Genomic DNA, 14000 nt, shown 5'->3' with positions numbered 1-14000 from the left:
ATCGTTGGCGCCTAGGTTTGTTCGCGGTTTTAGGATAGAATCCGATCATGGCAACTGTCGAGGACATCCGCGCCCGCAAGAAAATCAGAAGCGAGTTTTCCAAACGACTGCTCGATATCACGGCTCTCGACTTGCAGGTGCTGCACAAGGTGCTCTACATTCGTGGAGTGGTCAAACCGATCAAGGGAGGCAATCCGGACACCAGGGCCGAAGTAGAGCGGATCAAGAACATTATAATTCAGTCCGGCCTGGTCAAAGACGTCATCATAGATTGCGCGTTCAGATCCTGATCAGACTGCCGACCTCGCCTTCCGCACCGTTTGCGATATAGCCAGTCTGGGCGCCCACAAGAGCTGCTCGGCCTGCCCTTCGGGACAGACCGTGGCACCCTCGACGTGTAAGCGCCCTGGCTTTTTCTAGCTCAACCTGACGCGGTACTTGAGGGTCACTTCGCCGCCTGCAGGCACGGTGATCGTCCACTGGACAAGCCGTGCCGCCAGCTTCGTGCTCTCCGCCGACTCCTCGACGATCTTCCAGTTTTGCCAGAAGTCTTGCACGAGCCGCAGCTCGATGTCCGTGTCCTTCTCGTTGTACACGGTGATCTCGACCGACCGCTCGACCGTCCGCTTGTTGATTCGCTTAGCGTCAGCCACTTTCTGCAATGCGTAAACGTCGAACACCTCGGTCAGGGTCAGGCTCTGGCTCGCGTCCTTCGGCATGTCCTGAATCGCCGAAGCGCCGATGTATCGCAGAGCGCCGTCGTCGCCCTGTTCGTAGAACCGTACCGTTCCTGCTGGCAGCGGCTCGCCAAGGCCGTTCTTCTCGCTGTTCCGGAGCTTTATGCTCAGGGTGGCTTGGATGCGCTGGTCGGGCCTGCCGTAGTAGCCGTAGGACCCGACGGGCGACAGGCGGATCGCGTAGTCGCGCTTCGCAGCGACGCTGCTTGACTCGAGCATCTTCACGCGGCTGTCCTGGTTCGGGCTGATCGTGGCGGTTGCTTCGTACGGGTATGCGTGCAGCTCGCCGAGCGACTCTGACATGGCTTTGCTGTCAAGGACCACGCCATCGTCATAAGACTCGGCCAGCGGAGCCCCCATAATCAATGCCTTCCCGGCCATCGTCGCAAGGGCCGCACGGTTCGGGGAACCGGCCACGAACCGGATCTTCGCGTTGCGGAACTCCGCTTTCGTGCGGTTCTGGACGGTGGCCCAAAGCTCAAGGTCCAACAGGTCTTCGTCCTTCTGTAGGACGGCGACGTAGTCCGCACGCCATGAGAGCCCCCGAGTCAAGTAAGAGAGGCCCATGCGCGACTGCCCGGCGCTCGGACTGTCGACGACCGCGCGAAATCCCTGCATCACCGCAAACTCGTCCGTGGCGGGCACCTCGATCGTCGCGTCGGGATTGACGATGTACGTGTCACCGACGCGGACGACGATGTTCCCAGGAGAGGCGACTTCGAGGATCCCCTCCTGGCGATCGCCGACCTTGCCGCTCGTGCCGCGGTACACGAGCACGACCTGTTCGCCCAAGTATCTATCGAGCATCTGCTGCCCGTTCTGCACCCCGCGCTCGAAAGTAGTGGAGACAACATTCTCTCCACCACCGTCGGGCCAGAAGAACGCCGCTGAGTTCTGGTCGATCTGGTCGCTGATCCCGGTCAGCGTTACGTCGTTGCGACCCTCCTCGAGGGTCAGCTCCCTGATGTCGCTCACCATGGCGAAGTCGTTCGTAAAGACGACGATTTCAACGGTCGAGGGCTTTGCCTTTGTTCCTGTCTTGGCCTGAGCCTCAACACAACCGGTGAGCGGCGCACAGACTGCGAGTGCCGCAAGGGCTATGAATACGTTGCGTGCTTCCATAACCCTTGGTGTCAGCGCGCAGTTCAATGGTTCACTTAACCGCGCGTTACCGCCGGATGAGTTTCCCGATCTCGCCTACGACGAACATGCTCCCTGTGACGACGATGGTCGTACCGGGATGCGTTGCGCCCAAACACGATTCGAGAGCCGAGGCAACGCTCTCATGCGTGCTGGACGTCGGCAGGAACTCCCGCGCTTCCTGAATGATCGATCGCGGGTCTTTCGACCTGTGAAACTCCAACCGCGCGACGAACGCGGAGCTTATCGACCCTTGAAGCACCTCGTAGAACGATCGGCAGTCGTGCCCGTCTACCCGTCCTGTTATGAACGGCACGGGAAGTTCAATGCTCTCCTCTTTCAGCGTTTGCAAGAGCGCCTTAGCCGCATCTGGATTGTGAGCGCCATCGAGAATGAACCGCCTCCCTCCGTATTCGACCTGCTCGAATCGTCCTGGCAGCCAAGCTTTCCGCACTCCGTCGGCAACGCGGCTCGGGTCGTCGATCGCTCCGGCAGCATCGCAGGCGGCGATCGCCAGCGCGGCGTTCTGCAACTGGATCGAGCCCCTTAGCCTGGGGTGAATCGGGGGATGTCTTCGGATCGGCGTCGCGATGCCAGATTCGTCGAGGATGATCTCCTTTCCAAGACTCCAGGTTTTCGCACTTCGAGCGTCCGCTATCTTGCAGATGGCGTCTCTTGCGGGCTCAGGCATGTTGCCCAAGATAACTGGGATCCCCGGCTTGATGATGCCCGCCTTCTCTACTGCGATCTCCTCCACCGTTTCGCCAAGAATCTCCGTGTGATCGAGCGAGATGTTCACGATGACGGACGTCCGCGGCGTGACCACGTTCGTCGCATCGAGCCGCCCGCCGAGCCCAACCTCGATTCCCACCCAGTCGACGCCCAACTCCGCCCAATGAGCGAATCCGAGCATCGTCTTGATCTCGAACTCCGTCGGCCCACCCAAGTCTGTGGCTTCTAGCTGCCTGCCCATTTCCAACAGCCGGGTCGCAAGCCGCGCAAAGTCGTCTCGCGCGATCAGCTCGCGGTCGATCTGCACGCGCTCGCACACGTCGTACACGTACGGGCTGAACATCGCGCCGGTGCTGTGCCCCTGCTCGACGAGGATGCTCTGGATGAACGCCGTCGTGCTTCCCTTGCCGTTCGTCCCCGCGACGTGAATGAACTGCGGCCCGTTGGCTTCACCGATCTTGTGCTGCAGCCCAGCCAGCCGAACGAACTCCTGCATGCGGTCGAGCCCGAGCCGCCAGCCGCGAGTGCGCAGGCTGCCGAGTTTGGCCACCGCGTCGTCGAAGCTAAGAGTTGACAAGTCCGGACTCTTTGATGCGTCGCACGGCCTCGACAAACCGCTCACCGTCCTTGTCGCCGAGCAAAGTCAGCGACATCCGCACGTACCCCTCTCCCGCGCTCCCCGCTCCGTTTCCGGGGACGATCACGATGCCCGCCCTCTCGATGAGCGCAGTGCAGAACTCCGCGCTGGTCATGTCGTTGCGCGGCACCTTCGCCCAGACGAACAGCGTGGCTTTCGGCTTCGGAATGTGCCAGCCGATCTCCGCGAGGCCGTCGCAAAGCACGTCGCGCCTCTTCTGATAGATCGCGATCGTCGCGCTGTTGTCGACTTCTCTCAATGCAAAGGCCCCCGCCTCGGCTACCGCCGGAAACTGCTTGCTGTCGATGTTGTCCTTCATGCGCTGTAGCGCAGCGACCGCGTCCGGGTTGCCGAGCGCAAACCCGAGCCGCCAGCCGGTCATGTTGAACGTCTTGCTGAGCGAGTGCATCTCGATCACGACGTCCTTTGCACCCTCGACCTGTAGTGCTGACGGGTTTTTGAATCCGTCATACGTCACCGTCGCGTACGCCATGTCGCTGACCAGCAGGATGTCGTGATCGCGACAGAACTTCACGACGTCCGCATAGAACTCGCGCGTCGCAACGGCAGTCGTCGGGTTGTGCGGGTAGCAGATGTAGAACAGCTTCGCTCTCTTCGCGGTTTCCTTTGGTATCTTTGTCAGATCAGGCAGATAGTTGTTCGCCTCCATCAGCGGCGTTTCGTACACTTCCCCGCCGGCCATTTTAGCGTTTACGTTGTACACCGGGTAGCCGGGGTTCGGGACGATGCTGACGTCGCCCTCGTCGATGTACGACCACGCGATGTGCGCCAGCCCCTCCTTGCTCCCGATCGTTTCGCATATGTCGGTCTCGGCGTCCATCTGTACGCCGAACTCGCGCTCGTACCACTCGACGGCGGCCTGCAAGAACGGCGTCCAGCCTCTCGCGCTATCGTCGTATCTGTGGGTCGCGGGGTCTTCGACCGCGGCCTTGAGCGCCTCGCGGATCGGCGCGGGGGTCGGGATGTCCGGATCGCCGATGCCGAGGTCGATCACATCGACGCCTCTGGCGACCGCTTCGCGCTTCACGCGCGAGATCTCCGCGAACAAATACGGCGGGATCACGTCAAATCTCTTTGAAGGAGACGGCATACGGTTCGGATTCTACCGGCGCGCGCCGGATGCGCACCCTGCCGGGGGAATGTTGAGGAGTTTCCGCGAAGAACGAAGCGTTGGGAAACGGGCCGAGTCGCTGTGAAATATCGAGGTCGAGTCCAAAACCGTCCACGCACTATGAGTTTATGGAACCTGCGCTTAAAGCCGAACCGTCATAAGATCAGAGCGAGCAGAAAATGAACTTTATCGGATTGCTTCAGATTGTCGTCGCCATGAGCACTGGGGCGCAGGACGCTAGCGCCGCCCAGGTCGAGCCCGAATCCCTAACTCCGTTTCGGATCCAGTTCGTTCGATCGGTCACCGGAATGAATGTCGAAGTGCTGCTAGATGGCAAGTACAGGAAGACGTCGAGCGCTGGTCGGCTGTACATTCGCAGCGAGACGAATAGCGCCGGATCTTACTGCGGCGACATACGCTCTCCGATGCGATCCGGGCAGTACTTCTCCGTGATTCAAAGGAGCTCCAAGGCCGTCGGCGGGAATATCGCCAAGGCCGGAAACATCGTCGCGGCGGGTTTCCACAAAGCGCGGACTCAGGCCGAGTGCGCTGCGCTCCAGCTTGCGATCTGGGAGGCTGTCGAGGACGGTGGCAAAACGCCAGATTTTTCGAACGGGCATTTCGCCGTCCGGGCACCGTCGGACGTACTCGCGCTTGCAGGCGAGTTTTATAAGGCCGTCTCGACCCCGGCTGAAGCAATCTACTTGCAGACCGGCGGCGACGGGCAGAGTCAGTTCACCGCTTTTTGACCCGGCCAGCCCGAGTTCCCCCGGAGGCCCGGCGCGCTCGCCGCCGACTGGTATCCTATCCGCTGTCGAGGCGTAGCTCAGCTTGGCAGAGCACCTGCTTTGGGAGCAGGGGGTCGCAGGTTCGAATCCTGTCGCCTCGACCATTGTTGTCAACCTAGAACGGCCTTTTCGGGATCACTGCCATTCTTGTGCTTCAATATGGGTATGCACTGGACGCCGTTCACAGACCTGCGGTTTTTGGCGGCTTATGGCTATACGTTGATCGTTCTCGGAGCAATCGGCGCACTTGCGCTTCCTTTGCTGAACTTGATCGCGCCAGAACAGATTGTGCCGGGGCTCGTCTCGATTTCTCTTGCCGGAGGTTTCGTCGTCCTGGTAGGAGTGACTCTCTTATGGATGGCCCTTGGGAGGCAGCCCAAGTCAGCGTCTCTTCGACGGGCCCGCGCCTTCCTTTTCTCATACCTGCTGAGACTTACAAACATCAGCCACGATAAGAAGTCCAAGGCGATCGTCAAATGGATTCGGGTCGCCTGGGTACTGCTAGCAGTCGCAACTCTGGCCGCTTTCACCCAACGCGCAAACGATGAACGGGCATTGGTCAGTGTCACTATCATCCTCGGTATAGGGTTGCTTCTCATTTGGATCCTTTGGTTGAATGTCTGGTTGCTCGTCCGGCAGGCACGAATGGAGCGGCGCAAACTCGACGATTGACTGATTCCTATCAGCCTTCCATTGCGTTTCTTTCAACTCCTGAGACTCGACGAATATTTACCGTGGCGGTATAAACTGGAATGCTCGACCATGAGATTGCTGACGACCCGAATTTGAGGAAAGTAAACGTGGCACGAATAAGCAGTCGGTTGCAAATCGCCGCAACGCGGCTTCTGGTCGTATCCATGATATTGTGGTTCGTAACGGAAGGATTGTATATCTCGCCTCCAGTTCAATTTGTTTTGCCAGCCTCTGCGGCCCCAGTATTAGAGCGGTTGCTGCTTCCAACGCGCATTTTCATGCTGCTCTCTCTTGCTGTGGTGGTGTTTCTCGCTATCAAGGAGAATAGGGCTCGCAAGTGACGAAATACACCTCAGTGAGAAAGACGGAAGATCAGGCTCAACGCTCCTCGGCGTCCTTCTTTTCCTTCCACTCCTGAGACTCGACGTATACTTGAGACCTGGGATCAAAGAACCCGTGACGTCAAAACAAGCCTCGAAGAAACTGACTTTTGCATTCTTTGTTATGCTCATTGGCACCACCGCAGTGAGCATCGTCGTCTTCACAAATTACACCACGGGGTCTGCCGAGTTCAAAGATCAAGCTCGCTCGACAATCGGAATGACGGCCGCGGAAGCCGTGGCTGTCATGGGCGAGCCCCTTAGAACATTGACCGGGGCCGAGTACACGTCTGAGTATCGAAGCGGTTTCGTACGCTCGTACGAGCCTGATCCGCCAAGGGTTGACGCGGACATTGTCTTGGCCTATCACTATTCAATCTCGATGGCGCTTCTGTTCATCAAGGACGGCGTCGTGATCGAAGTGTACTACGGAGAGACGTAAGACCTTATGCCTCAGGACGGGCAATCGACGCGCTTCCACTTTTCGCTCGCTACGTCCTGAGGCTTGACGCTTGGTGAACAGCCTCAGGACGTGGTCCTTTTATCCATGCCTCGTGACGGGTCTTCGACGCCTTCCATGCCACAGAACCGGTAGTACGCCGCCGCCCTCACATCCCTGCGCCCATCACGAGGAAGAAGAACAGACCGTAGCCGCACGTCGAGAAGATGAGCAACCCGACCCCCCACCACATCCAGATCTTCTGGCACGCGAGGCAGTCCTGCGCCGTGTAGAACCGACCGCTGTTCCACGCCGCCTCGTTGCCCTTGATGCCGCAGTAGATCGAAAAGGCGATGCTACCGCAAGGAATGAAGGCGGCGAGCCAAACCCACAGGGTCCAATACGCGCGGTGGTTGAGACCCCATATCCAGGTGAAAAAGAACGCCCCGAAGTTGAAACCACCTTTGCACTCTGCAGGTATGCCCGGCAGGTTGACGCCGGGTCTTGGATAAGGGCTCGCACTTCCAGGCGGTTGCTGCAAGGCGCTCGATTGCTCAAGACCGGGTGGTTCGTACGGGTTTGCTTGTGCGGCTGGCTGTTGATACTCCGATCCGACCGTCGATATGTCTGGCGAGAAGTCGATCCCAGACACGTCGCCTGCCCGCAAGCGCTGCCCAGTTTCAGCGTTTTCTAGCTGACTGTTCCTCGTGATGCGATCCTCTTTGACCCACTGGTTGAGCGTAGCGATATCCGCCGGTCCGTATTTGTGGCCGTCGCCTGCAATGACGTAGAACTTCATCGGTGTCTCGCTTTCAGTCAGCCATGCTACCGCTTCCGGAGTCAACTGGACAACGGCAGGTCGATCGAGCCCGCTTTACTAATCCATGCCTCAGGCCGTGTACAATCGAGCGCATGATCGTTGCGCTCGCCCTCGCTCTCGCCACGCATTCGGCTGACTTCGACTTCTACGCCTACGGCCCGTACGCCGAAGGTGTGCCGAAGCCTGAGTCGATCCTCGGCTACGGGCCGGGGGAGAGGCACACGACTTTCCGCGACCAGGAGCGGGTGATGCGCGGAATCTCTGATGCCGCAAGCGACCGAGTTCGCGTCTTCCAATTCGGCGAAAGTACCGAGGGGCGACCGCTACGGATCATGGTGTTCGGCAGCCGTGCGAACATCGGCAGGCTGGAAGAGATCAGACAAGAGAACGCACGTGTAGCCGCCGGCCAGGCACAACCGTCAGACGATCTGCCCGCGATCGTCTGGATCAACGAGTGCATCCACGGCAACGAGACTGCCAGCTTCGAATCCGGCATGTGGCTGGCCTACACGCTCGCGGCGTCCAAGCATCCACAGATAACCAAGATGCTCGACGATGCGATCGTCATCGTCAACCCGGTGTACAACCCCGACGGCCACGAGCGCTTCGTCGTCTGGTACAACTCGATCTCCATCGGACATCAAGATCCGCAGGCGGTCGAACACGCGGAAGCCCGCATGGCGAACGGTCGCACGAACCACTACCGTTTTGATCTGAACCGCGACCGCGTGTCGTTTTCGCAGCAGGAGACGCGCATGGAGTTCACGGAGTTCTTGCGCTGGAACCCGCAGGTATACGTCGATCAGCACGGCCAGGTCGGCACGTACTTCTTCCCTCCCGTCGCGCAGTCCGTGCACGCCGGCGTCGATCGCGAGCGGTATGAAAAGTGGGGCGACATCTTCGGCAAGGCGACGGCCAACGCGTTTGACGGCAACGGCTGGCGGTACTTCGTCCGCAAGACGTTTGACCTGTACTATCCCGGTTACCTCGACAGCTCAACAAGCCTTGTGGGCTCGATCGGCATGACGCATGAAACCGACGGCGGTCGCGCCGTGCAGCGCGAGCGCGAGGACGGTTCGCTCGTCACCCTGACCGACGGAGTGGCGAAGCATTTCACAAGCGCGCTCGCCGTGATCGGTTCGGCAGCGGCGAACAAAGACGACCTGCTAGCGAGCTTCGCGGAGTTCAAGAGAAAGGCAGTCTCCGGCGAACACGCCGACGCGATGAAACGGATCATCATCACTGGCGATTCGCGCGCGCTCTCACGCCTCCAAAGCGTTCTTTTTTCCGCTGGAATCGTTTCATCGATGACGATCGGCGTACAACAAAGCGCGCGATCTTTCTACGACGACGAAGCCGTGGATCTTGGACCGCTCTCTGATTCTCTTGTCGTCGATCTCGCGCAACCGAACGGGCCGTTCGCCAAGGCGCTTCTCGCTCCCGGCCAGGACTTCGAAGACGAGTTCACAGAGCGCCAACTCAAGATCCGCGACGAGCTGAAAGAGGACGAGCAGTACCCCTCGCGCGACAGGCCTGAGTTCTACGATTCGACCGGCTGGAGCCTGCCGCTCGCGCACGGTCTGCAAGCGTATTGGAGCTCGTCAACGCCACAGATCGAGGATTTGCCTCTTCGTGGAATGAACATTGTTGCTGGAGGCAAGGTTGGCTGGATGATTCCGTACCGGGACCAGGACGACGCCCTGGCGGTGATCGAGCTTTTGCAAAAAGGAGTCCGTGTTCACCAGGCGACGAAGGAGATGCAGATCGATGAACGGACTGTTCCGGCCGGTACGTTCTTTGTGTTTCGTGATCGAAACGCGGACTTGGAAGACGAAATTGTCGACTCAATTCTGTTTAACCGCGCCCGAAACACCGAACCGCTCGACACGAGTTTCCCCGCCACCGGAGTTGTCGGGCCGGGATCTGGGAGTGTGCGATCTTTAGGTAAACCAAACATCGCAGTCGTATTCGGCGACCAGCCGAACGGTACGCGCTTCGGCGGAATCTGGTTCGCATTAGAGCAACATTTTGAAATCCCGTTTACGCCGATCGGCGCGCGCGCGCTGAACGGCGACCTCAGTGAGTTCACGTGCATCATCCTTCCGCGCAGTTCGTATTCGATGTCCGACAACCTGAAGGAGTGGGTGACCGACGGCGGCTCGCTCGTGCTGTTCGGCGGGACTTCTCTGCTTGGCGAGAAAGGCTTCTTCGAGTTGGAGCGTTCGAAGCTGGAGGACGACAAGAACCCGCCTTCCCTTCCCGGCACAGTGTTCGCCGCGACCCTCAATCCGCGCTCGCCGCTGGCTTACGGCTACGATACGAGTCTGCCGTTCGCGGTGCCGGTCTCGGGCGCGACCTACTACAAGGCGAAGAAAGAAGGCGGCGGAGTCGTGCTGCTCGGCGACGAGCCAAAGGTGGTCAGCGGCTGGGTGTGGCCGGACGAAACCATCACTGCTTTGAAAGGCACGGTGTGGCTGCACGACGAGCAGGTCGGTCGAGGGCACGTCGTGTGGTTTGCCCAAGACCCGACCAGCCGCGCGATGTGGCCGGGCACGTACAAGCTACTGCTCAATGCGATCTTGCTCGGCCGCTGACACGAAAACCACGTCCAATACGTGGCGAAGCGTTCCCCAGCAAGAAGTCAGCGACTACTACGGAGGGGGCCGAGCCCCCCGCGCATTGAGCCAGTCGATCGCACTCTGGAGCTTTTCCCTTTCGACTTCGTCGTCCGAGTCGTCCTTTTCATTCTTGAACAGGTCAGGCAGAGACTCGCCGTCGAAGAGGACGTCGATATCCGCGCCGCTGTCGACCAGAATGTCGGCGATCGCAAGGTTGCCCTCGCTCAGCGCAGCAAACAGTGGCACTCCCTCCATGTCCTCGCCACCGTTGGCGCTAGCACCTTGCTCAAGTAGATCGTTCACGGCATCGACATCCCCGCTCCCGCACGCGAGCATCAGCCTGTACTCAAGGCTCATCTTCTCGCCGGAACAGCCGATTATCGGAACTACGACGAGACACGCGACAAGAAACAGTAAGACGGTTTTAACCCTCATGCAGACATTATAAGACAGAAAAGAGGACTTGAGCCGCGCGATGTGGCCGGGCACGTACAAGCTACTGCTCAATGCGATCTTCCTCGGACGATGACCCGAAGAAGATCTCGTACGCCGGATCGTCCTCTTCCTTCATCCGTGCTCTCAACGCGTTTAGGAGGCGTTGCCCCGGACCGAACTCGCCGGGCCTGCCGTAAAGAATAAAGAGATTCTGCATCTCCCAGGGGTCGGTCGAGAGGTCGAACAACTGCGTGCGCTCGACGCCATCCACATTGTAGAGGATCAGCTTGAGATCACCGACCCGCACTGCGCGCTGTTTGTTCTGATACGATAAGTAGATCGACTCGCGCACCTGCACTCCGGGGGACTTGATCGCCTCGACGAGGCTCTTCGACTCCATCGTTTCGGGCACTTCCAGACCCGCAAGTTCTAACAGCGTCGGACCTGCGTCGTGGTGATAGACGAACGACTCTCTGGTTCTTCCGCGCGGGATTCCCGGCCCTCGGAACACCAGCGGCAGGCCCATGCTGTGCTCGTAGACGTTCTGCTTGCCGAGCAGCCCGTGCTGACCGACCGCAAGGCCGTGGTCGCCGGCGAACACGACGATCGTGTTGCGGTCCAGCCCTTGCCTTTTCAGCTCCGCCAGGATGCGCCCGATGTGGAAGTCGACTTCGCTCACCATCGCGTAGTAGTCGGAGATCTCCTTCTTCGTACGCTCGACCGTGCGAGGCACCGGCGACAGCTTCTCGTCGCGCACGTTCATGTCGCCGTTGTCGAACGGGTGGATCGGCGCGAAGTTCGGCGGCAGCTCGATCTCCGCCGGCGGGTACATGTCGTGATACTCCTGTGGCGCGCTGCGCGGGTCGTGCGGCGAGGAGAACGCGACGTAGATCACGAACGGCTTTTCCTTGTCGCGCGTGTTCTGCAGAAAGTCGATCGCGCCGTCGGCGTATAGCTCGCTCGAAAAAGTCTTCAGGTGCTTGCGGTCGCTCTCAGGGTAGTCGCTCGTCGGGTCGAACCAGTGGATTCGCGGCTCGAAGTGGCCGTTCGTGTCGGGCCAGTGCATGCCGCCGAAGTAGATCGCCCCGCCGTGGCTGAAAAGCCGGTTGAACGCGTCGCGGTTGTTGTGCCACTTGCCGGTGCCGAACGTCTCGTAGCCGTTCGCGCGGAACACCTCGGGCCACGTCGTGAACTCTTCCCTGATGCGCCCTACGTCGACGGCGCCCGTCTCGGGGTTGCGCGGGCCGATGTGCCAAAGGTTCCGCCCGGTCATCAGCATCGCCCGGCTGGGCACGCAAAGCGCCCCGTGCGGACTGCCCATCGTGTACGCGTTCTGAAAGAAGGTGCCCTCTGCGAGCAGGCTGTCGATGTTCGGCGTCTTCACCGGCTCGATCCCCAACGCGCCGACCGCCGTCCGCCTGTGGTCGTCGGTGAACAGGAACACGACGTTCACCGGCGCAGTCGTCGAAACCGCCATCAGCGCGAGAGACACGAGCATGGCGAAACTTTACCCGGAGCAATGGAGCGCGGACTCTTAGTCCGCAACCCGGTCGCAGGACTCTCAGTCCTGCGCGACGTAAGAGCGGTGATGTCCTTCGATAAGCTCAGGATGACGAGCCGGACCCCCAAACGGGAGCGAACTAACCGCCAGCCGCTAGCAGAGCGATGGCGAGCTTACGTTTCTGATCCGCCTCTGCCTGCACCTTCGCAGGGGCCGAGCGAACGCGTTCGAAGTACGCAATCGCCCTTTCGTACTCATGCTTTCGCATGTGAATCCTGCCCAACCGGAAGTTTGCAATAAGGTCATTCGGCCGCAACTGCTGGGCTGCGCCGTAGTAGTACAGTGACTCGTCATCATTGGCATACGATTCCGAGACTATCCCGATCGTCAGCAACCAGTACACTTCCAGCTCGCGTTGCGATCTTGGAGTGGGGACTGTTCTTTGAAGCGATTCCGGCAAATTCAAGTCCAACAGCCCTGCCTTGACCCTGCGCAGGCTTTCTGCCGTCTGGCCAAGGCGAGCCAGCAGCAAGCCGATTCTTGCGAACGACGCCTTGTCCTTTTGAGAGTCGTTGTACTGCATAACGACGCGCAACGCTTCTGCATGATATCCGAGTCGGATGAGCGCTTCACCCTGCAGTCGCAGCAGCCTGAGACTGCTCGGGACAACGTCCAGCCCGTTCCTCGCTGCTCGCTCTGCTACAGCGTAGTCGCCTTCTAGAAGAGCCGACTTGCTGGCCGTCACGTATATATTCGCGATCTCCTGCAGCATCAGCCAGTCTTGGTCCTGCCGAATCTTCTGACTAAATTGTTGACCGACATTCGGCGAGGATTCGATGTCCGCGAAAGCACCCGCCGACACAACAGCGAAAAGTGATACCGTAACCACAGCAAACGTGACGCGCTGCGCCCTCAACGTTCCCCGTAGAGTTCCCCAACCGACCATGGCTCTATTGTACTGGGGATGATAATGACGAGCAATAGCGTCAGATTCCTCACGTGGGCAAGAGCCGGTTCGTTTGAAGTCGGCTTCCATCCAATCTCAACCCCGGTAGAATCACACCCAGACATGGAGCCGATTCACACGCAAGCCAACATTGGCGACGACGAGCACAAGGCGAACCGCGCGGCGATGGACGCGGTGATGGCCGAATACCGCGACCAGATGCAGGCTGTGCTGAAGGGCGGCGGCGAGAAGAACGTCGCCAAGCACAGGAAGCGCGGCAAGATGCTCGCGCGCGAGCGGATCGACGAACTGATCGACTTCGGCTCGCCGTTCCTCGAGTTCAGCACGTTCGCGGCGCACGGGATGTACGACGGGGCGGCGCCCTGCGCGGGGATCGTCACCGGCATCGGGCGCGTGCACGGGCGTGAGTGCATCATCGTCGCCAACGACGCGACGGTCAAGGGCGGCACGTACTTCCCCATCACGGTCAAGAAGCACCTGCGCGCGCAGGAGATCGCCATGGAGAACCGCCTGCCGTGCATCTATCTGGTGGACTCCGGGGGCGCGTTCCTGCCGTTGCAGAGCGAGGTGTTCCCGGATCGCGACCACTTCGGGCGCATCTTCTACAACCAGGCTGTGCTTTCGTCGATGAAGATCCCGCAGATCGCGGCGGTGATGGGCTCTTGCACCGCGGGCGGCGCTTACGTGCCGGCGATGAGCGATGAGTCGGTGATCGTCAAAGGCACCGGAACGATTTTCCTGGCCGGCCCGCCGCTGGTCAAGGCCGCAACCGGCGAAGAAGTGAGCGTCGAAGAGCTGGGCGGGGCGGACGTTCACACGCGACTCTCGGGCGTCGCCGACCACATGGCCGAAGACGACCACCACGCGCTCGAGCTCGTCCGCAACATCGTCGAAAACCTCGGCTCCCCCTCCTCCATTCTTGCGGAGCGAAATGGAGGAGGGGGTTGGGGGGTGGAGGTCCGCGAGCCGGAAGACCCGACC

At 60.0% G+C, this 14000-nt stretch carries 13 protein-coding genes and 1 tRNA gene; 7 read left to right on the top strand and 7 right to left on the bottom strand.

Going from position 1 to position 14000, the window contains the following annotated elements; genetic code table 11:
• Positions 1–47: 47 nt before the first annotated feature.
• Entirely contained in the window at positions 48–290 is a 243-nt protein-coding gene (locus tag IH944_11150; GenBank protein MCH7905102.1) for a hypothetical protein, read from the top strand.
• Positions 291–416: 126 nt separating this feature from the next.
• Here IH944_11150 and IH944_11145 read toward each other — a convergent pair whose 3' ends face one another.
• The 3 genes from IH944_11145 to IH944_11135 are packed head-to-tail and all read right to left on the bottom strand — an operon-like array spanning position 417 to position 4357.
• Positions 417–1859, bottom strand: coding sequence for a hypothetical protein (locus IH944_11145; GenBank protein MCH7905101.1), 1443 nt, complete (start codon positions 1857–1859; stop codon positions 417–419).
• A 46-nt stretch (positions 1860–1905) separates the two neighbouring features.
• Complete coding sequence (locus IH944_11140) at positions 1906–3186, bottom strand: hypothetical protein (protein MCH7905100.1); 1281 nt, start codon at positions 3184–3186, stop codon at positions 1906–1908.
• The gene (locus IH944_11135; protein MCH7905099.1) at positions 3173–4357 is read right to left on the bottom strand and encodes an LL-diaminopimelate aminotransferase; all 1185 of its coding nucleotides are present in this window, start codon (positions 4355–4357) and stop codon (positions 3173–3175) included. The genes IH944_11140 and IH944_11135 overlap by 14 nt, the downstream gene beginning before the upstream one ends.
• 200 nt (positions 4358–4557) lie before the next feature.
• Here IH944_11135 and IH944_11130 point away from each other — a divergent pair, with 200 nt between their 5' ends.
• From IH944_11130 to IH944_11115, 4 genes are all read left to right on the top strand, one after another.
• A complete protein-coding gene (locus tag IH944_11130) occupies positions 4558–5127 on the top strand; it encodes a hypothetical protein (GenBank protein MCH7905098.1) in 570 nt (189 codons plus the stop codon).
• Between the two features lie 66 nt (positions 5128–5193).
• A tRNA-Pro gene (locus tag IH944_11125) sits at positions 5194–5270 on the top strand.
• Between the two features lie 61 nt (positions 5271–5331).
• The gene (locus IH944_11120) at positions 5332–5838 is read left to right on the top strand and encodes a hypothetical protein (protein MCH7905097.1); all 507 of its coding nucleotides are present in this window, start codon (positions 5332–5334) and stop codon (positions 5836–5838) included.
• Between the two features lie 525 nt (positions 5839–6363).
• Entirely contained in the window at positions 6364–6681 is a 318-nt protein-coding gene (locus tag IH944_11115) for a hypothetical protein (GenBank protein ID MCH7905096.1), read from the top strand.
• A gap of 166 nt (positions 6682–6847) precedes the next feature.
• On the opposite strand, the gene IH944_11110 is transcribed toward IH944_11115, so the two are convergent.
• Positions 6848–7477: a hypothetical protein gene (locus tag IH944_11110; protein ID MCH7905095.1), complete on the bottom strand. Its 630-nt coding sequence runs from the start codon at positions 7475–7477 to the stop codon at positions 6848–6850.
• 113 nt (positions 7478–7590) lie between these two features.
• Between IH944_11110 and IH944_11105 the strand changes: the two genes are divergently transcribed.
• A complete protein-coding gene (locus IH944_11105; protein ID MCH7905094.1) occupies positions 7591–10092 on the top strand; it encodes a hypothetical protein in 2502 nt (833 codons plus the stop codon).
• 57 nt (positions 10093–10149) lie between these two features.
• Here IH944_11105 and IH944_11100 read toward each other — a convergent pair whose 3' ends face one another.
• The 3 genes from IH944_11100 to IH944_11090 form a co-directional block, all read right to left on the bottom strand.
• Positions 10150–10551 (bottom strand): hypothetical protein, encoded by a 402-nt coding sequence (locus tag IH944_11100; GenBank protein MCH7905093.1) that lies wholly within the window; start codon positions 10549–10551, stop codon positions 10150–10152.
• A gap of 61 nt (positions 10552–10612) precedes the next feature.
• Positions 10613–12049 (bottom strand): sulfatase-like hydrolase/transferase, encoded by a 1437-nt coding sequence (locus IH944_11095; protein ID MCH7905092.1) that lies wholly within the window; start codon positions 12047–12049, stop codon positions 10613–10615.
• A gap of 142 nt (positions 12050–12191) precedes the next feature.
• Positions 12192–12998: a hypothetical protein gene (locus tag IH944_11090; protein MCH7905091.1), complete on the bottom strand. Its 807-nt coding sequence runs from the start codon at positions 12996–12998 to the stop codon at positions 12192–12194.
• Between the two features lie 123 nt (positions 12999–13121).
• Here IH944_11090 and IH944_11085 point away from each other — a divergent pair.
• Positions 13122–14000 (top strand): hypothetical protein (locus IH944_11085; GenBank protein MCH7905090.1); only part of this gene is annotated, 879 nt, incomplete at its 3' end.

This window comes from Armatimonadota bacterium, from assembly GCA_022563855.1.
GTDB lineage: Bacteria > Armatimonadota > Fimbriimonadia > Fimbriimonadales > Fimbriimonadaceae > JADFMN01.
This window is presented reverse-complemented; position numbering and strand designations above follow the sequence as displayed.

What these genes read in the sequence shown, in the direction of transcription:
- IH944_11150 (MCH7905102.1), top strand. Translation starts at nt 48, where the DNA reads ATGGCAACTGTCGAGGACATCCGCGCCCGCAAGAAAATCAGAAGCGAG.
- IH944_11145 (MCH7905101.1), bottom strand. Translation starts at nt 1,859, where the DNA reads ATGGAAGCACGCAACGTATTCATAGCCCTTGCGGCACTCGCAGTCTGT.
- IH944_11135 (MCH7905099.1), bottom strand. Translation starts at nt 4,357, where the DNA reads ATGCCGTCTCCTTCAAAGAGATTTGACGTGATCCCGCCGTATTTGTTC.
- IH944_11130 (MCH7905098.1), top strand. Translation starts at nt 4,558, where the DNA reads ATGAACTTTATCGGATTGCTTCAGATTGTCGTCGCCATGAGCACTGGG.
- IH944_11120 (MCH7905097.1), top strand. Translation starts at nt 5,332, where the DNA reads ATGCACTGGACGCCGTTCACAGACCTGCGGTTTTTGGCGGCTTATGGC.
- IH944_11115 (MCH7905096.1), top strand. Translation starts at nt 6,364, where the DNA reads ATGCTCATTGGCACCACCGCAGTGAGCATCGTCGTCTTCACAAATTAC.
- IH944_11110 (MCH7905095.1), bottom strand. Translation starts at nt 7,477, where the DNA reads ATGAAGTTCTACGTCATTGCAGGCGACGGCCACAAATACGGACCGGCG.
- IH944_11105 (MCH7905094.1), top strand. Translation starts at nt 7,591, where the DNA reads ATGATCGTTGCGCTCGCCCTCGCTCTCGCCACGCATTCGGCTGACTTC.
- IH944_11100 (MCH7905093.1), bottom strand. Translation starts at nt 10,551, where the DNA reads ATGAGGGTTAAAACCGTCTTACTGTTTCTTGTCGCGTGTCTCGTCGTA.
- IH944_11095 (MCH7905092.1), bottom strand. Translation starts at nt 12,049, where the DNA reads ATGCTCGTGTCTCTCGCGCTGATGGCGGTTTCGACGACTGCGCCGGTG.
- IH944_11090 (MCH7905091.1), bottom strand. Translation starts at nt 12,998, where the DNA reads ATGGTCGGTTGGGGAACTCTACGGGGAACGTTGAGGGCGCAGCGCGTC.